This window comes from Pseudonocardia cypriaca (assembly GCF_006717045.1).
Classification (GTDB): domain Bacteria; phylum Actinomycetota; class Actinomycetes; order Mycobacteriales; family Pseudonocardiaceae; genus Pseudonocardia; species Pseudonocardia cypriaca.
Map to the genome: position 1 here is coordinate 3,236,940 of NZ_VFPH01000001.1, position 16,414 is coordinate 3,253,353.

Here is a 16,414-nt window from a genome sequence, read left to right on the forward strand (position 1 = left end):
ACAACCAATGAGCAACGATCGACTCGGGCAGCTGGCCGCGGCCGGGGTGTCCATCTGGCTGGACGACCTGTCCCGCGAGCGCCTGAACAGCGGCAACCTGCAGGAGCTGATCACCGACAAGCACGTCGTCGGGGTCACCACCAACCCCACGATCTTCGCGGGCGCGCTCGCGAAGGGCGAGGCCTACGACGCCCAGGTCCGGGAGCTGGCCGCCCGCGGCGCGTCGGTCGAGGACGCGGTCCGCGAGATCACCGTCGCCGACGTCCAGCAGGCCTGCGACGTCTTCAGCGGCACCTGGGAGACCACGGGCGGCGTCGACGGGCGCGTCTCGCTCGAGGTCGACCCCGGCCTCGCCCGCGACACCGAGGGCACCGTCGCCCAGGCCCTCGACCTGTGGAAGGCCGTCGACCGGCCCAACCTGCTGGTCAAGATCCCGGCCACCGAGGCGGGCCTGCCGGCGATCACCCGCGCGCTCGCCGAGGGCGTGAGCGTGAACGTGACGCTGATCTTCTCGGTGGAGCGCTACCGCGCCGTGATGGACGCCTACCTGGACGGGCTGGAGCAGGCCGCCGCCAACGGGCACCAGCTCGCAGGCATCGCCTCGGTGGCGAGCTTCTTCGTCTCCCGGGTCGACACCGAGATCGACAAGCGGCTGGAGGCGATCGGCTCCGACGAGGCGCTCGCCCTGCGCGGCAAGGCCGGCGTAGCCAACTCGCGCCTGGCCTACGCCGCCTACCAGGAGGTCTTCTCCTCGGACCGGTGGAAGGCGCTGGAGGCGAAGGGCGCGCGCAAGCAGCGGCCGCTGTGGGCGTCGACGGGCGTGAAGAACCCGGACTACTCCGACACGCTCTACGTCACCGAACTCGTCGTTGCCGACACCGTCAACACGATGCCGGAGAAGACGCTGCTCGCCTTCGCCGACCACGGTGAGGTGCACGGCGACCGCGTCACCGGCACGGCCGCCGAGGCGCAGGAGGTGTTCGACGCACTGGAGCGGGTCGGCATCGACCTGACCGACGTCTTCCTCGTGCTGGAGGACGAGGGCGTCGACAAGTTCGAGAAGTCCTGGACCGAGCTCGGCGACACCGTCACCGGGCAGCTGGAGCAGGCGCGCTAGCAGCAGCGAGCCGGAGGGGAACGCAGCGGTGACCGCGCGACCGGTGCCGTCCGAGGCGGAGCTGCTCGCGCGCCTCGTCGAGGGCGGCGTCGCCGCCCGCATCGCGGACGGCGACGCGGGGTTGTGGCCCCGGGTCGCCCGGCCGGGGTGGATGGGCGCGGTGCGCGCGGCGCGGCCGCTGGTCGGCGAGGTCGCGGCACTGGCCGAGCAACGCCGGGTGGTGGGCCAGGTCCGCGTGCTGCTCGCCGCGGCGGGCGGCGCCGGCATCGCCGCCGAGGCGCTCACCGGGTCCGACCCGCGCCTCGTCGTCCTGGACACCACCGATCCCCCGCAGGTCGCCGACGCACTCGCCGGCGAGCTCGCCGCCACGGTGCTCGTCCTGTCGGCACCGCCCGGCGAGGACCCCGAGCCGGTACGGCTGCTGCGGGACACGGTGCACGCCGCGTTCCGGGCCGAGGGCCTCGACCCCGACGCGCACACCGTCGTCGTCACGCCGCCGGACGGGCCGCTGCTGCCGGCGGACACGGGCCCGGACGGCGCCATCACCAACGGCACCGTCGTCGTGCTCGGACCCGACGACGTCGACGGCCCATGGGCCGCCTTCACCGCGTACGCGCTCGTGCCCGCCGGGCTCGCAGGCGTCGACGCGGGGGCGGTGCTCACCGAAGCGGGCACGGTCCGGGCCGAGCTCGCCACCGCCGGCGGGGACGCGCTGGGCCTCGGTGCGCTGCTCGCCTCCGCTCCCGCGGTCGCGCTCGCCGCACCGGCCGCGCCCGCACTCGCCGAATGGGCGGCTCAGCTCGTGGCCGGCGGTCTCGGCAAGGACGGCCAGGGCCCGGTGCCGGTGGTGGTGGAGGGCCCGAACGCCCCGGAGTGGGGCACGCTGCCCGCCGTCGGGCTGGGGGACGTGCCCGGAGCGGTCTTCGCCACCCGCGGATCGGTGGCCGAGCAGATGGCCACCTGGCAACACGCGGTCGCGGCGGCGGCGCACGTGCTCGGCGTCGACCCCACCGATCGGCCGGACGCGCTCGCCACCCCGGCCGCCGTCACCGACCACGGGCCGGCGTTCACCGAAGCGGGGGTGGCCGTCCACGCCGGCGACTGGCTGCCGGCGGGCACCGCGACCGTCGCCGACGCCCTGCGTGCCTTCATCGGGGACGCGCTGGTGGGCCCGGATGACGACAGCGGGGCCCGCCACCTCGCGCTGCACGCCTACCTCGACCGGATCGAGGACGCCTCCGCCGCCGTGCTGCGCGCGGAGCTCGCCCGCCGCACCGGCCTCCCCACGACGTTCGGATGGGCGCCGCGCTGCCTCACCGGTAGCGGCCAGCACGCGAAGGGCGGCCCGCCCGCCACCCGCGTCTGCCAGCTCACCGCCGATCCCGACGACCCAGGCCTTCGCCCGGAGGCCGCCGCCGCCCTCGACGCCGTCCAGCAGGGGCTCGCGGAGGCCGACGCCGCCGCGCTCACCGCCCGCGGACGCCCCGTGCTGCGCCTCCACTTCACCGACCGGGTGGCCGGCCTGGTCACCCTGGCGCGCGCCGTGCAGCAGCTGTAGGAGACCTGGGATGATCCCCGCAACCCGAGCAATCGACCAAAGTCCAGCGAGGAGTGAGATGAGCACCGCCACGTCCGCGGCAGCGGGGTGGACCAACCCGCTGCGCGACCCGCGGGACAAGCGGCTTCCCCGGATCGCGGGACCGTGCAGCCTGGTCATCTTCGGGGTCACCGGCGACCTGTCGCGCAAGAAGCTCATGCCCGCGATCTACGACCTCGCCAACCGGGGGCTCCTGCCGCCGGGCTTCGCCCTCACCGGCTTCGCCCGCCGCGACTGGGCCGACCAGGACTTCGGCCAGGTCGTGTACAACGCGGTCAAGGAGCACGCCCGCACGCCGTTCCGCCAGCACGTGTGGGACCGGCTCGCCGAGGGCTTCCGGTTCGTCTCCGGCAGCTTCGACGACGACGACGCGTTCGACCGGCTCGAGGAGACCGTCCAGGCGCTCGACCGGGAGCGCGGCACGGCCGGCAACCACGCGTTCTACCTGTCGATCCCGCCCGGCGCGTTCCCGGTGGTGCTCAAGCAGCTCGCGCGCTCCGGCCTGGCGAAGCAGGACGGCCAGGGCTGGCGCCGAGTGGTCATCGAGAAGCCGTTCGGGCACGACCTGAAGTCGGCCATCGAGCTCAACGAGATCGTCAACGACGTCTTCCCCGAGGACTCGGTCTTCCGGATCGACCACTACCTCGGCAAGGAGACGGTGCAGAACATCCTGGCGCTGCGCTTCGCCAACCAGCTGTTCGAGCCGATCTGGAACAGCCACTACGTCGACAGCGTGCAGATCACGATGGCCGAGGACATCGGCCTGGGCGGGCGTGCCGGCTACTACGACGGCATCGGTGCCGCCCGGGACGTCATCCAGAACCACCTGCTCCAGCTGCTCGCCTTCACCGCGATGGAGGAGCCGGTCTCGTTCTCCTCCAACGAGCTGCGCATCGAGAAGATCAAGATCCTCAACGCGACGAAGCTCATCGGCCCGCTCGACGAGACCACCGCGCGCGGGCAGTACACCGGCGGCTGGCAGGGCGGCGAGAAGGTCAAGGGTCTCACCGAGGAGGAGGGGTTCGACCCCAACTCCCGCACCGAGACGTTCGCGGCCATCACCTGCGAGGTCGACACCCGGCGCTGGGCGGGCGTGCCGTTCTACCTGCGCACCGGCAAGCGGCTCGGCAGGCGCGTCACCGAGATCGCGGTGATCTTCAAGCGGGCCCCGCACCTGCCGTTCGACGCCACCATGACCGAGGAGCTCGGGCAGAACGCGTTCGTCATCCGCGTGCAGCCGGACGAGGGCGTCACGATGCGGTTCGGCTCCAAGGTGCCCGGCAGCCAGATGGAGGTCCGGGACGTGTCCATGGACTTCGGCTACGGCTCGGCCTTCACCGAGGCCTCTCCCGAGGCGTACGAGCGGCTGATCCTGGACGTGCTGCTCGGCGAGCCGTCGCTCTTCCCGGTCAACGCCGAGGTCGAGCGGTCCTGGGAGATCCTCGACCCGGTGATCGACCACTGGACGCGGCAGGAGAAGGGTCCCGACCCGTACCCGGCGGGGAGCTGGGGTCCGGAGTCGGCGGGCGCCATGCTCGCCCGGACCGGCCGCAACTGGCGCCGGCCGTGAGGAAGATGCAGTGAGGAGAACAGGGCCATGATCGTCGACCTTCCCTCGAGCAACACCTCGGCCGTCAACCGCAAGCTGGTCGAGATGCGGGCGAGCGGCGGCGCGCTGACGATGAGCCGCGTGCTCACGCTGGTGATCGTCACCGAGGACGGCAGCGGGATCGAGGACTCGATCGCCGCGGCCAACTCCGCGAGCCACGAGCACCCCTGCCGGATCATCGTGCTGGCCCGCGGCCAGCGGAGAGCCGCACCCCGGCTGGACGCCCAGATCCGGGTGGGCGGCGACGCGGGCGCCAGCGAGGTCATCGTGCTGCGCGGCTACGGCCCGCTCGCCTCCGACGATGCGGGCGCCGGGATGGTGGTGCCGCTGCTGCTGCCCGACGCACCCATCGTGGCGTGGTGGCCGGAGGAGGCACCGGCCGTCCCGTCGGACGACCCGGTCGGCAAGCTGGCGACACGCCGCATCACGGACGCGCTGTCGGCGAAGAACCCGCTGAAGGCGTTCGAGCAGCGGCGCGCGCACTACGTCGCGGGCGACACGGACCTCACCTGGACCCGGCTCACCCCGTGGCGCGCGCTGCTCGCCACGGCGCTCGACGCACCGCCGTTCGAGCCGGTCACCAACGTGGTCGTCGCGGGCGAGGCGGTCTCCCCGTCCACCGAGCTGCTCGCCGGCTGGCTCGCGGTGCGCCTGGACTGCAAGGTCAAGCGCTCCCCCGCCGCGTCCGGTCCCGGCGTGGTGTCGGTGCGGCTGGAACGCCGCTCCGGGCCCGTCGAGCTCGTGCGCCCGGACGGGAAGGTGGGCACGCTGCGCCAGCCCGGGCAGCCCGACCGGCTGGTCGCGCTCGCCCGCCGCGAGGTGCGTGACTGCCTCGCGGAGGAGCTGCGCAGGCTCGACGCCGACGAGATCTACGGCGCCGCGCTCGACGGCGTGGGCAGGGTCGCCCGCGGCCGCACACCGGTGAGCGTCCCGGCGCTGGCCGGCGCGTGATGCCCACCCCGGACATCGCGGTCCACGCGAACCCGGACGTCCTCGCGGCGGCGGTGGCCGCCCGGCTGGTCACCAAGCTCGTCGACCTGCAGGCCGGGGGCAACACACCGAAGATCGTGCTCACCGGCGGCGGCACCGGCATCGCGGTGCTGGAGCAGCTGCGCGCCTCCGTGGCCCGCGACGCCGTCGACTGGGGCAAGGTCGAGTTCTACTGGGGCGACGAGCGGTTCCTGCCGCCCGGCGACCCGGAGCGCAACGAGACACAGGCCCGCGACGCGCTGCTCGACCACGTCCCGGTCGATCCGGCGAAGGTGTTCGCGATGGGCGCCGACACCGGCACCGGGCCCGCGGGCGCCGAGGCCGCAGCCGAGGCGTACGCGGAGGTCCTCCGGCAGGCGGCCCGACCGGAGGACCACGGCCCCGTGCCGATGTTCGACGTGCTCATGCTCGGCATGGGCGGGGAGGGCCACACCGCGTCGGTCTTCCCGCACTCCCCCGCCGTGTACGAGACCGAGCGCACGGTCGTGGCCGTCCACGGCTGCCCGAAGCCACCGCCGACCCGGGTGTCGCTCACACTGCCGGCGATCCGCCGCGCGGCGGAGGTCTGGATCATGACGACCGGTGAGGGGAAGGCCGCGGCGGTCGCCATGGCGCTCGGCGGGGCTGGTGAGGTCGCGATCCCGGTGGCCGGGGCGCAGGGCAGGCGGCGCACCCGCTGGCTGCTCGACCGCTCCGCGGCGACCAAGCTCCCCCGCGACCTGGTGCCCCCGATCGGGTGACGCCTTCGAAGGCCCGCGAGCCCGCCGGAGCGGAGGCAATTTGACGCTGCTCCACGTAGTTGTCGACGGAGCGAACGTCGTGGGTTCGCGACCGGACGGCTGGTGGCGCGACCGGGAGGGCGCCGCCCGCCGGCTGGCCGGCCGGATCGCGGCCGCGCTCACCACCGATCGGGCCGGGCTGGCGGAGGCGTTCGGCCATCCCGGCGCCGAGCTGCAGGTGCACCTGGTGCTGGAGGGTGCCGCCGCCCGGGTCGAGGATCTGCCGACGCACCCGCGGCTCACGATCGTCCGGGCCGAGGCCGACGGCGACTCCACGATCGCGGCGCTGGCAGCCGACCTGGTCACCGACGGCAGCGGCGGCCCGCTCGTCGTCGTGACGGCCGACCGCGCCCTCCGCGAACGGGTTCGCGGCTCGGGAGCCGTCACGACCGGCCCGGGCACCCTCCTGAACGCCCTCCCCGCCCCTTAGGGCTCCCGCACGTTTCGTGTGGACGCAGCCGGCGCGGTGATCGCCCCAGGAATCAGGTGCGGCGGCGGCTCTCGCTCGCGGCCTTCCCGCTGGCGGCGACCGCGCTCGTGACGGCGGAGCGCCGCGGGAGCGGGGTGCTGTAGACGACGCTGGTGGTCACGGAACCGAGGCCGGCGATGCGGCCGGTCACCCCCTCCAGGTGGCGCATCGAGCGGGCGCGCACGCTCAGCACGAAGCAGTCCTCCCCCGTGACGTGGTGGGCCTCGGTGACCTCCGGCGTGGTGGCCAGCAGGTCGCGGAAGGGCTTGTAGTTGCCGTGCGGGTAGCGCAGGCGGACGAGCGCCATGATCGGCAGGCCGAGCCTCTCCGGGTCGACCTCGCAGTGGTAGCCCGTGATCACGCCCGTCTCCTCGAGCCTGCGCACCCGCTCGGTGACAGCGCTGGGCGAGAGGCCGACCAGGCGGCCGAGGTCGGCGTAGCTCGCACGCCCATCGCGCTGCAGCGCTTCCAACAGGCGCCAGTCCAGATCGTCCAGGGATTCCACGGCCACAGCGCAAATCTACCGTTGATTCCACCTTCCAGCGTCGAAGGAACCGGATCTAGCGTCCTGCCCATGACCCCCGACGCCGTCACCTTCTTCACCTCCCGCCTGACCTTCCAGACCGACGTCGCCGACGTCCACGCCGCGTTCGCCAGCGGCGACCCCGGGTTCGCCCTCGTCGACTCGCGCAGCAGCGCCGCGTGGACGCAGGGCCGGATCCCGGGCGCATTGCACCTGCCCACCGCGGAGATCCCCGAGCGCGCCGCAGCGCTGCTCGACCCCGGCGTGCCGGTCGTGACCTACTGCTGGGGCCCGGGCTGCAACGGCGCCACCCGCGCCGCACTCGCCTTCGCCCGCCTCGGCTACGACGTGCGCGAGATGCTCGGTGGGATCGAGTACTGGACGCGCGAGGGCTTCCCGGTGGAGGTGGACGGAGACGTCGTCCGCTCCGCACCGGATCCGCTCACGACTCCCTGCGGGTGCTGAGCGGGTCGAGGCCGCGAGCCGACGGGGTTGGCGCGATCCTCGACCGCGCCCCGCCTTGATCGCTCGGAGCTGCACACACGCCCTGGCCCCGCTCGCCTCACAGCTTCACCACCGGGACTCGGGTTGGCGTGCCGCGCGTGGCGCGCCGCGGTATGGGGGTGGCCGGGTGGGAACCACCGAACGTGTGGGCGCATTGCGAGATGCTCGTCTTGCCTCCCGGACCTGCGAAGAGCACGTCCCGGGGGCATGCACGGCGACCACCCGGTGGTCACCCCCTGTTGATTGAGGGTCGGGACCACCGGATAGTCGCGTGGGGACCCGACGGTGACGGTCTCGTCGTGAACGGCGTGCCCCCCAGTCGGGGACGGCCGCCCGCGCAACCACGGAATTCGGTAGTTCACCCAACGCAACCATCTCCACAGGCGTGGGTTCGAGGCGAACGAGGTGGACTGGGCACAAGGCCGGGAGCGATTCGCGGTGGCATGCGGCGCAGGGGTGTCGGGAACGGCGCGCCAAGCCGGGTTTTGATGATCAGGTCGACACCACGCGTCTCAGGTCAAGATCAAGCACCCATGACGTCGATTTGATCACGCTGAAGCGCCCATGATCCTTGCGAGATGCGGTTCAGCGTCCTCACCAGGGCGATCCACCTCATCTCGGACCGATCATGCAGGGTTGATCGCCGCGAGATCGCGGTTTGCGCCCTAGCCAAGGCGATCCACACCATCTCGTAACGATCATGAACGTCAGCCCTGCTCGTCGGGCAGCCGGCCGTGGAGGTAGTCGTCGTACGCCGACAGGTCCAGGAAGCCGTGGCCGCAGTAGTTGAAGAGGATCACCCGCTCCTCACCCGTCTCCTTCGCTGCCAGGGCCTCGTCGATCGCGGCCCGGATGGCGTGGGCGGCCTCCGGGGCCGCGATCTTGCCCTCGGCCCGGGCGAACTGGACGGCCGCCTCGAACACCTTCCCCTGCGGGTAGGCGACAGCCTCCATCCGGCCGTCGCGGACGAGCGCGGAGACCAGCGGTGAGTCGCCGTGGTAGCGCAGCCCGCCCGCGTGGATCGACGGCGGGACGAAGTCGTGTCCGAGCGTGTACATCGGCAGCAGCGGGGTGAGGCCCTCGGTGTCACCGAAGTCGTAGTCGAACCGCCCTTGCGTCAGCGTCGGGCAGGACACCGGTTCGACGGCCACGAGCCGGACCGCGGCGTCCGGCACGAACGGGAACGCGATGCCGCCGAGGTTCGAGCCGCCGCCGCACGGCGCGATCACCACGTCCGGCAGCCGCTCCCCCGCCAGCTCCAGCTGCTCCTTGGCCTCCAGCCCGATCACGGTCTGGTGCAGCAGCACGTGGTTGAGGACCGACCCGAGCGCGTAGTGCGTGTCGTCGCGGGAGACGCAGTCCCGCACGGCGTCCGAGATCGCCGTGCCGAGGGAGCCGGGGTGCTGCGGGTCGTCCACCGGCGAGGCGACCACGGAGCCGCCCCACGTCTCCATCGCGACCCGGCGGTACGGCTTCTGCTCGTACGACGCGCGCACCATGTAGACCTGCAGGTCGAGGCCGAACTGGGCGCAGGCGAACGCGAGGGCGGTACCCCACTGCCCCGCGCCGGTCTCGGTGGACAGGCGCGTGATGCCCTCCTGGGCGTTGTAGAAGGCCTGCGCGACGGCCGTGTTGGGCTTGTGGCTGCCGGCGGGCGACACCGACTCGTCCTTGAAGTAGATCCGCGCAGGCGTGCCGAGCGCACGCTCCAGCCGGACCGCCCGCACGAGCGGGGTGGGCCGCCAGAGCCGCAGGATGTCGAGCACCTCGCCGGGCACGTCGATCCACGGCTCCGTGGAGACCTCCTGCCCGATCAGCGCCATCGGGAAGAGCGGCGCCAGGTCGTCCGGCCCGACGGGCTGCCGCGTACCCGGGTGCAGCGGCGGTTCGAGGGGCTTCGGAAGGTGCGGCGCGACGTTGAACCACGCGCTGGGGATCTTCTCGGGCGGCAACGTCCATCGGGTCATCGTCGACCTCCAGCACCTCGGAGCCACACCGTCGTCTCGGGGGCCTCGGATCAGCAGTATGGCTCCGAAGTGAGCGAAGGCCGCGTGGGAGAGTGGGCCGCGTGAGGCAGTTGGTGGGTGCGGTGGTCCTGACGGTGGCACTCGGTGGGTGCTCGACCGCCGAGGCTCCGGCTCCTGCCGAACCGCCGCCCCCACCCCCGCCGCCGCCCGCGGCGTGCCTGCTCGACACCACCGCGCTCGCAGCAGCCACGGGGCTGTCCTGGACCCCGGACGCGACCACGGCGAACGACACCCGCTGCGTCTACGACCCGTCCGGCGTCCAGCGAGCGGCCGACGGACCGGCGTTCCTGTCCGTGGACGTCGCCACCGCCACCACCACGCTCGACACCGTGGCCGAGCTGTGCGAGAAGGGCTCACGGGCGCCGGTGGGGACCGCCGGGTTCGTGTGCCGCTACCAGGGCGGCAACGTGTTCGCCGCCGTGACGCACGAGGGCAGGCTGGTGACGCTGGCCGCCTCCGCCGTGCCGACCGGCACGACCGCCGCGCAGCTGGTGGTTGCGCTCGACCAGCAGGTGGCGGCGTTGAGCCGCTAGGGCAGCTCGCGGGAGGCGCGGAGGCGGTTGAGCGCCTCCTCGAGGATGGCCGCGCCGTCGGCGTCGCTGCGCCGCTCCTTCACGTAGGCGAGGTGCGTCTTGTACGGCTCGGTGCGCGGCGGTGCCGGCGGGTTCTCCCCGTCCCGGCCCGCGGGCAGGCCGCAGCGCGGGCAGTCCCACGACTCGGGGATGTCCGCCTCGTTGGCGAACGATGGGGTGGTGACGTGGCCGTTCGCGCAGAAGTAGGGGATGCGCGAGCGTGGCGCGGTCTCGCCTCGCTCGGACTCCCCCATCGGACCGGCCCCCACCCGGGTGCCGCGGATCGCGTTGCCGCCGGACATCCCTTTGCCTCCCTCAGGCCCCGACCCGGACCAACAGCCCGGTGCCGATGATCGCGATCACCCAGATCGCACCGACGAACAGCGTGAGCCGGTCGAGGTTCTTCTCGACCACGCTCGACCCCGACAGGCTCGACTGCACCCCGCCGCCGAAGAGGGTCGAGAGCCCTCCACCACGGCCACGGTGGAGCAGGATCAGCAGCACGAGCAGCACGCTGGAGATGATCAGCACGATCTGCAGGGCCAGTTCCATCGATCCTCATTCCCGAATTGCTCGCGCACATCCGACTGCTGTGCCGGGATACCGAGAGTACCGCGATGGCGCTCGGCCTCTCCCCGGGGTCGTGAGTGGATACGCGTGCTCCACCACTTGTCAGAGAACTCGTATCCACTCACGACGGGGTTACGGGAGGGGACCGCCCGCGGCAATGGCGCAGAGCTGCGCGAACTCGTCGGCGTCCAGGCTGGCACCGCCGACGAGTGCGCCGTCGATGTCCTTCTCGGCCACGATCTCGCCGACGTTCTTGGCCTTCACCGAGCCCCCGTAGAGCACCCGGACGCTCGTGGCGATGGCCTCGCCGTACTTGGTCGCGACGGTTTCGCGGATCGCCGCGCACACCTCCTGCGCGTCGGCCGCGCTCGCGACGCGGCCGGTGCCGATCGCCCACACCGGTTCGTAGGCGATCACGAGGTTCTGCGCGTGCTGGCTCTGCACCTTCTCCAGCGCCGCGGTGACCTGGCGGGTGGTGTGGGCGACGTGCTCGCCCGCCTCCCGCACCTCCAGGTTCTCCCCGACGCACAGGATCGGGACGATCCCGTGCTTGACCGCCGCCTGCACCTTGCGGTTGACCAGCGCGTCGTCCTCACGGTGGTACTCGCGCCGCTCGGAGTGCCCGACCACCACGTAGCGGCAGCCGAGCTTCGCGAGCATCACGCCGGAGACGTCACCGGTGTAGGCGCCGGAGTCGTGCGGCGACAGGTCCTGCGCCCCGTGCACGAGCTTCAGCTTGTCGCCGTCGATGAGCGTCTGCACCGAGCGGATGTCGGTGAACGGCGGCAGCACCGCCACCTCGACCTTGTCGAAATACTTCTCCGGCAGTGCGAAGGCGATCTTCTGCACCAGCGCGAGCGCCTCGAGGTGGTTGCAGTTCATCTTCCAGTTGCCGGCGATGAGCGGCGTGCGAACGGCCATCTACTTCTCCAGGACGGCGATGCCGGGGAGGGACTTGCCCTCCAGGTACTCCAGCGACGCGCCGCCGCCGGTGGAGATGTGCGAGAACCCGTCCTCGGGCAGGCCGAGCGCCCGCACCGCGGCGGCCGAGTCGCCGCCGCCCACCACGCTGTACGCGCCCGAGTCGACGATCGCCTGCGCCACCCCGCGGGTGCCCTCGGCGAACGGTGCCAGCTCGAACACGCCCATCGGCCCGTTCCAGAACACGGTGGCCGCGCGGCCCAGCACATCGGCGAACGCCGCGACCGAGTCCGGGCCGATGTCGAGGCCCTTCCACCCGTCCGGGATGGCGTCCGCCGAGACGGTCTGCGTCTTCGCGTCGGCGGAGAAGTCGTCGGCCACCACCACGTCGGAGGGCAGCACGATCTTGCCGGTCTCCAGCAGGGTGCGGCAGGTGTCGATCTGGTCGCCCTCCAGCAGCGAGTCGCCGACGCCGTACCCCTGGGCCGCGAGGAACGTGAAGCACATGCCCCCGCCGACGAGCAGCGCGTCGACCTTCGGCAGCAGCGCCTCGATCACCGCGAGCTTGTCGGAGACCTTCGAGCCGCCGAGCACCACGGCGTAGGGCCGCTCGGGCGACTCGGTGAGCCGCCGCAGCACCTCGACCTCGGTGAGCACCAGCCCGCCCGCGTACGCGGGGAGGTCCTGCGCCACGTCGTAGACGGACGCCTGCTTGCGGTGCACCACCCCGAAGCCGTCCGAGACGAACGCGCCGTTCGCCCCGGTCAGCGCGGCGAGCTCGTGGGCCAGCGCGGCGCGCTCGTCGTCGTTCTTGGACGTCTCGCGGGGGTCGAACCGGATGTTCTCCAGCAGCACGACCCCGCCGTCGGCCAACGCGCCGACGGCCGCCTGCGCCTCCTCGCCGTGGTCGGCGAGGGTGACCTCGGCCCCGAGCAGCTCACCGAGCCGCCCGGCGACCGGGGCGAGGGAGAACTTCGGGTCCGGCCCGCCCTTCGGCCGTCCGAGGTGCGCGGTGACGACCACGCGCGCCCCGGCCTCGCGGAGCTTCTGCAACGTGGGCACCGATGCCCGGATCCGGCCGTCGTCGGTGATCCGGGAGCCGTCGAGCGGGACGTTCAGGTCCGAGCGGACCAGCACGGTCCGCCCGGACACGCCCTCGGCGAGGAGGTCGTCGAGCGTCTTCACAGCTTGGACGCCACCAGGTCCGTGATGTCGACGAGGCGGTTCGAGTAGCCCCACTCGTTGTCGTACCAGCCGAAGACCTTCACCTGGTTGCCGATGACCTTGGTCAGCGGCGCGTCGAAGATGCAGGACGCCGGGTCGGTGACGATGTCGGAGGAGACGATCGGGTCCTCGCTGTACCGCAGGAAGCCCTTCAGCGGGCCGCTCTCGGCGGCCGCCTTGTACGCGGCGTTGACCTCCTCGACCGACGCCTCCTGGCGCAGGTCGACCGTGAGGTCGGTGATCGAGCCCGTGGGCACCGGGACGCGCAGCGAGTAGCCGTCGAGCTTGCCGTTGAGGTGCGGCAGCACGAGGCCGATCGCCTTCGCGGCACCCGTGGAGGTGGGCACCACGTTCAGGGCGGCGGCGCGGGCGCGGCGCTTGTCCTTGTGCGGGCCGTCCTGCAGGTTCTGGTCCTGCGTGTACGCGTGGATCGTGGTCATCAGACCCTTCTCGATCCCGAACGCGTCGTCGATCACCTTCGCCAGCGGCGCGAGGCAGTTCGTGGTGCAGGACGCGTTGGAGATGATGGTCTGCGAGCCGTCGTACGCGTCGTCGTTCACGCCCATGACGACCGTGAGGTCGGGCTCCGTCGCGGGGGCGGAGATGATGACCTTCTTCGCGCCCGCGTCGAGGTGCTTGCTGGCGCCCTCGCGCTTGGTGAAGATGCCGGTGGACTCGACCACGACGTCGACGCCGAGGTCCTTCCACGGCAGCTCGGCGGGGTCGCGCACGGCGAGGCCCTTGAAGCCCTTGCCGTCGACGATGATCTCGTCGTCGGTGTGGCTCACCTCGTAGGGCAGCCTGCCGAGGATCGAGTCGTACTTGAGCAGCCCCGCCAGCGTCGCGTTGTCGGTGATGTCGTTCACCGCGACGATCTCGATGTCGGTGGTGCCGGCCGCCCGCTGGGCGTCCACCGCCCGCCAGAAGTTGCGGCCGATGCGACCGAACCCGTTCACGCCCACCCGCACGGTCATGTGCGCCTCCTGTACCGCTCTCGCGTGTCTGGAACCGGCATCAACCCTAGTCGGCGGGCCGGCCGAGCGTATCGCGAGGGGCTGTATCGATTCCGGAAAGCCGCAGGCCTCGCCGGGTGCCGCCGCTCCCCCGCGACGCCGGGTCGACTCAGCCCTGGCCGCCGGGCACAGACGTCGGACGGGGAGGGCTCGTCCCCGCTCCGGGCCTCCGCGCCGCGGCGCGGACCGTCCACCAGGTGTAGCCGACGACCGCGAGGAGGAAGGGCAGCTCGTCGAGCAGCGTGGCCGGGGGGACCGGCCCGGCCGCCGGCATCAGCTGAGCCTGGGCGACGAGCTCGGCGACGACCTTGTGGACGACAGCCCGAGAGCCGCCTCCAGCCCGCCGGTGCGGATCGTGAGCCAGCACGTCGTGGCAACGACGACCACACCGGCTGCCTCGACCAGCGGATCGTCGCCGGAGCGGATCGCGAGGGAGACGGCCGCCACCAGCAGGATCGCGGCCCACGCCCGGCCGGCCACGCCCCGAACACCTGCAGCAGCCACCCGTTCACGTACATCGTGCCGGCCATCGACAGCGACACGACGACGACCGCGACCCCCGCCGCCGCCCACCACGTCGCGGCGCCCGGCCAGTACTCCGGATGCCAGCCGCCCGATCTCACGAGCCAGACCAGCATCACCGGCAGGGCGACCGCCAGGCCGCGTGCCGCACAGGCGCCGAGCCATCGCCGGCGCATGCGACGGGCCACGCCGGTCACCGTGCCCGGCCGGCCGGTGAGGCGCACCGCCAGCAGGATCGCGGGGAGTAGGAGCGCGCCAGGGGCGTTGACCCAGAACAGATCGGCGAGCGGTCCCGGCTCCCGGCCGTCGACCGTCACGACGACCAGGAGGAGGAGACCGAGCAGGCCGAAGAGCCCGGCCAGCACGATCTCGAGGACCGGTCGCCACCAGCGGTACCGGCCGTCGCGGCCGAGCAGGTGGTAGGACGGCGGGACGGTCGGCTGCCCGGAGTCCGTCGTCACGGCTCGGCCCGGCGGGCGACGAGCTCCCCCTTGCCGACCGGGATCGTCGTGACGGCCGTGAGATCGCGGCGGAGCAGGACCTCGAGCGGAGCGATCTCGTCGGGGTGCGACAGCGCGTTGTCGGCGACGAGCACCCCGCCCGCGCGCAGCACGCGGACCGGGTGCGGCCACCACGAGGGGTACTCGGTGCGCTCCGCGTCGAGGAACAGCAGGTCGACCTCGCCGTCACCGAGCGCGGCGAGACCGGCGCCGCCGTCCTCCGGCCGCAGGTCGACGTACCCGTCCAGTCCGGCCTCGGCGAGGCTCGTCGCGGCGTCGCGCTGCGCGGCCGGATCTGTGTCGAAGCTGACCACCCTGCCGCCGGTCGCCCGCGCGGCGTCGGCCAGCCAGAGCGTGGAGACGCCGCGCGAGGTGCCGACCTCCACGACGGTCCGGGCGGCGACGGCCTGCGCGAGGAACCAGAGGAACCGGCCCGCGTCCGGTTCGAGCACCCGCCAGCGGTCGAGCCGGTCGGCCTGGGTGGCGTCGTGCCGCGCCGCGGCGTCGGTCACCCGGTCGATCACGGCCCGCACCACGTCGTCCACGCTCGCGATCGTGCCAGAGACCCGATCCCGGTCTTGGCCGGCAACGCGGTCTGGAGCACGATGCGCTCATGCCGCAGCCCGCAGGACAACGCTACGTCGAGCGGCTGCCGATACCCGCCCTGGCCGACATCGTCTCGACGGTGTGGTTCCAGCAGCTCGCGCCCGACGCGCCTGCCTACCTGCACCGGAACCTGCCGCACGGCGGCACCGAGATCGTCTGCACGATCGGTGCGACGCCGCGGGTTCTCGGGCCGCTGACCGGCGCGCACGTCGAGGTGCTCCCCCCGGGCACCACCGCCGTGGGGATGCGGCTGCGCCCCGGAGCCGCCGGCGCGTTGCTGGGTGCGCCCGCGTCCGAGCTGGTGGACCTCACCGTGCCGGCCGACGCGCTCTGGGGCCGAGCCGGAACGGTGCTCGGCGACCGGGTGGACGCCGCCGGGTCTCCCGCCGAAGCGCTCGCTGCCCTCCAACGCGCCATGGTGGCCCGCCGGCTCTCCGACGCCGACCTGGATCCGCTGGTCGGCGAGGCCGTCCGGCTGCTCATGCCCGGCCTGGCCACTCCGGTCGCCGCGCTCCCCACGCTCCTCGCCACCTCCGAACGCAACCTGCGCAGGCGCTGCCAGGCCGCGGTCGGCCTCGGTCCCAAGGCGCTGCACCGGACCCTGCGCTTCCAGGGCTTCCTCGCCCGGGCCCAGCAGGCGTTCGCCACCGGCCGCACGCCGGACGGCCTCGCCGAGCTCGCGATCCGCTCCGGGTACGCCGACCAGGCCCATCTCACCCGGGAGTGCGTGCGGCTCACGGGCACCACCCCCCGCGCGTTCCTCGCCGAGAACGCGGACGCCTGCGCGTGCGGCCACGACCACGCGGCCTCCTACGAGCTGATGCTGGCCGGTTCGTTCAAGAACGCCACCGCGGCGGCGTCATAGCGTCGG

The 16,414-nt window shown here is 72.8% G+C and carries 19 protein-coding genes; 9 read left to right on the forward strand and 10 right to left on the reverse strand.

The window, feature by feature from the left end; translation table 11 throughout:
- The first annotated feature begins 7 nt into the window (after positions 1–7).
- The 6 genes from tal (at position 8) to FB388_RS15415 (ending at position 6,522) form a co-directional block, all read left to right on the forward strand.
- Positions 8–1,117, forward strand: a complete 1,110-nt coding sequence (gene tal / locus FB388_RS15390) for a transaldolase (RefSeq protein ID WP_142101512.1) — start codon at positions 8–10, stop codon at positions 1,115–1,117.
- Between the two features lie 28 nt (positions 1,118–1,145).
- Positions 1,146–2,675: a glucose-6-phosphate isomerase gene (locus tag FB388_RS15395; protein ID WP_142101514.1), complete on the forward strand. Its 1,530-nt coding sequence runs from the start codon at positions 1,146–1,148 to the stop codon at positions 2,673–2,675.
- Between the two features lie 58 nt (positions 2,676–2,733).
- The gene (zwf, locus tag FB388_RS15400) at positions 2,734–4,284 is read left to right on the forward strand and encodes a glucose-6-phosphate dehydrogenase (protein ID WP_142101515.1); all 1,551 of its coding nucleotides are present in this window, start codon (positions 2,734–2,736) and stop codon (positions 4,282–4,284) included.
- A gap of 27 nt (positions 4,285–4,311) precedes the next feature.
- On the forward strand, positions 4,312–5,274 hold the full coding sequence (gene opcA / locus FB388_RS15405) for a glucose-6-phosphate dehydrogenase assembly protein OpcA (RefSeq protein WP_142101517.1): 963 nt from the start codon (positions 4,312–4,314) through the stop codon (positions 5,272–5,274).
- On the forward strand, positions 5,274–6,053 hold the full coding sequence (pgl, locus tag FB388_RS15410; RefSeq protein WP_142103166.1) for a 6-phosphogluconolactonase: 780 nt from the start codon (positions 5,274–5,276) through the stop codon (positions 6,051–6,053). Before opcA ends, pgl begins: the two co-directional genes overlap by 1 nt.
- 79 nt (positions 6,054–6,132) lie before the next feature.
- Complete coding sequence (locus tag FB388_RS15415) at positions 6,133–6,522, forward strand: hypothetical protein (RefSeq protein ID WP_246121952.1); 390 nt, start codon at positions 6,133–6,135, stop codon at positions 6,520–6,522.
- Between the two features lie 52 nt (positions 6,523–6,574).
- Here FB388_RS15415 and FB388_RS15420 read toward each other — a convergent pair whose 3' ends face one another.
- Positions 6,575–7,072 (reverse strand): Lrp/AsnC family transcriptional regulator, encoded by a 498-nt coding sequence (locus FB388_RS15420; RefSeq protein ID WP_142101521.1) that lies wholly within the window; start codon positions 7,070–7,072, stop codon positions 6,575–6,577.
- Between the two features lie 63 nt (positions 7,073–7,135).
- Here FB388_RS15420 and FB388_RS15425 point away from each other — a divergent pair, with 63 nt between their 5' ends.
- Positions 7,136–7,549: a rhodanese-like domain-containing protein gene (locus FB388_RS15425; protein WP_142101524.1), complete on the forward strand. Its 414-nt coding sequence runs from the start codon at positions 7,136–7,138 to the stop codon at positions 7,547–7,549.
- Positions 7,550–8,295: 746 nt separating this feature from the next.
- Here FB388_RS15425 and FB388_RS15430 read toward each other — a convergent pair.
- Positions 8,296–9,555: a TrpB-like pyridoxal phosphate-dependent enzyme gene (locus tag FB388_RS15430; protein ID WP_142101525.1), complete on the reverse strand. Its 1,260-nt coding sequence runs from the start codon at positions 9,553–9,555 to the stop codon at positions 8,296–8,298.
- Between the two features lie 101 nt (positions 9,556–9,656).
- Here FB388_RS15430 and FB388_RS15435 point away from each other — a divergent pair, with 101 nt between their 5' ends.
- Positions 9,657–10,148 carry a hypothetical protein gene (locus tag FB388_RS15435; RefSeq protein ID WP_142101527.1) on the forward strand — a complete coding sequence of 164 codons (492 nt, stop codon included), beginning with the start codon at positions 9,657–9,659 and terminating at the stop codon, positions 10,146–10,148.
- Here FB388_RS15435 and FB388_RS15440 read toward each other — a convergent pair.
- From FB388_RS15440 to FB388_RS15470, 8 genes are all read right to left on the reverse strand, one after another.
- Complete coding sequence (locus FB388_RS15440; protein WP_142101529.1) at positions 10,145–10,489, reverse strand: RNA polymerase-binding protein RbpA; 345 nt, start codon at positions 10,487–10,489, stop codon at positions 10,145–10,147. The two genes, FB388_RS15435 and FB388_RS15440, sit on opposite strands and share 4 nt — an antisense overlap.
- A gap of 13 nt (positions 10,490–10,502) precedes the next feature.
- Entirely contained in the window at positions 10,503–10,739 is a 237-nt protein-coding gene (gene secG / locus FB388_RS15445; RefSeq protein WP_142101531.1) for a preprotein translocase subunit SecG, read from the reverse strand.
- 150 nt (positions 10,740–10,889) lie between these two features.
- Positions 10,890–11,678, reverse strand: a complete 789-nt coding sequence (gene tpiA / locus FB388_RS15450; RefSeq protein ID WP_142101533.1) for a triose-phosphate isomerase — start codon at positions 11,676–11,678, stop codon at positions 10,890–10,892.
- Positions 11,679–12,863, reverse strand: coding sequence for a phosphoglycerate kinase (locus tag FB388_RS15455; protein WP_142101535.1), 1,185 nt, complete (start codon positions 12,861–12,863; stop codon positions 11,679–11,681).
- The gene (gene gap, locus FB388_RS15460; protein ID WP_142101537.1) at positions 12,860–13,876 is read right to left on the reverse strand and encodes a type I glyceraldehyde-3-phosphate dehydrogenase; all 1,017 of its coding nucleotides are present in this window, start codon (positions 13,874–13,876) and stop codon (positions 12,860–12,862) included. Before gap ends, FB388_RS15455 begins: the two co-directional genes overlap by 4 nt.
- A gap of 148 nt (positions 13,877–14,024) precedes the next feature.
- The gene (locus FB388_RS39425; protein WP_170225621.1) at positions 14,025–14,189 is read right to left on the reverse strand and encodes a hypothetical protein; all 165 of its coding nucleotides are present in this window, start codon (positions 14,187–14,189) and stop codon (positions 14,025–14,027) included.
- Positions 14,189–14,419, reverse strand: coding sequence for a hypothetical protein (locus FB388_RS15465; protein WP_142101539.1), 231 nt, complete (start codon positions 14,417–14,419; stop codon positions 14,189–14,191). Before FB388_RS15465 ends, FB388_RS39425 begins: the two co-directional genes overlap by 1 nt.
- Positions 14,420–14,894: 475 nt before the next feature.
- Positions 14,895–15,482 carry an O-methyltransferase gene (locus tag FB388_RS15470; protein ID WP_170225622.1) on the reverse strand — a complete coding sequence of 196 codons (588 nt, stop codon included), beginning with the start codon at positions 15,480–15,482 and terminating at the stop codon, positions 14,895–14,897.
- Positions 15,483–15,550: 68 nt separating this feature from the next.
- Here FB388_RS15470 and FB388_RS15475 point away from each other — a divergent pair, with 68 nt between their 5' ends.
- Entirely contained in the window at positions 15,551–16,408 is an 858-nt protein-coding gene (locus FB388_RS15475) for a helix-turn-helix domain-containing protein (RefSeq protein WP_142101543.1), read from the forward strand.
- Positions 16,409–16,414 lie beyond the last annotated feature (6 nt).

Bases quoted from the DNA above. Each gene is read 5' to 3' on its own strand.
- FB388_RS15425 (WP_142101524.1), top strand. From the start codon at position 7,136: ATGACCCCCGACGCCGTCACCTTCTTCACCTCCCGCCTGACCTTCCAG.
- pgl (WP_142103166.1), top strand. From the start codon at position 5,274: ATGCCCACCCCGGACATCGCGGTCCACGCGAACCCGGACGTCCTCGCG.
- gap (WP_142101537.1), bottom strand. From the start codon at position 13,876: ATGACCGTGCGGGTGGGCGTGAACGGGTTCGGTCGCATCGGCCGCAAC.
- FB388_RS39425 (WP_170225621.1), bottom strand. From the start codon at position 14,189: ATGCCGGCGGCCGGGCCGGTCCCCCCGGCCACGCTGCTCGACGAGCTG.
- tpiA (WP_142101533.1), bottom strand. From the start codon at position 11,678: ATGGCCGTTCGCACGCCGCTCATCGCCGGCAACTGGAAGATGAACTGC.
- FB388_RS15475 (WP_142101543.1), top strand. From the start codon at position 15,551: ATGCCGCAGCCCGCAGGACAACGCTACGTCGAGCGGCTGCCGATACCC.
- zwf (WP_142101515.1), top strand. From the start codon at position 2,734: ATGAGCACCGCCACGTCCGCGGCAGCGGGGTGGACCAACCCGCTGCGC.
- secG (WP_142101531.1), bottom strand. From the start codon at position 10,739: ATGGAACTGGCCCTGCAGATCGTGCTGATCATCTCCAGCGTGCTGCTC.
- FB388_RS15430 (WP_142101525.1), bottom strand. From the start codon at position 9,555: ATGACCCGATGGACGTTGCCGCCCGAGAAGATCCCCAGCGCGTGGTTC.
- FB388_RS15440 (WP_142101529.1), bottom strand. From the start codon at position 10,489: ATGTCCGGCGGCAACGCGATCCGCGGCACCCGGGTGGGGGCCGGTCCG.
- tal (WP_142101512.1), top strand. From the start codon at position 8: ATGAGCAACGATCGACTCGGGCAGCTGGCCGCGGCCGGGGTGTCCATC.
- opcA (WP_142101517.1), top strand. From the start codon at position 4,312: ATGATCGTCGACCTTCCCTCGAGCAACACCTCGGCCGTCAACCGCAAG.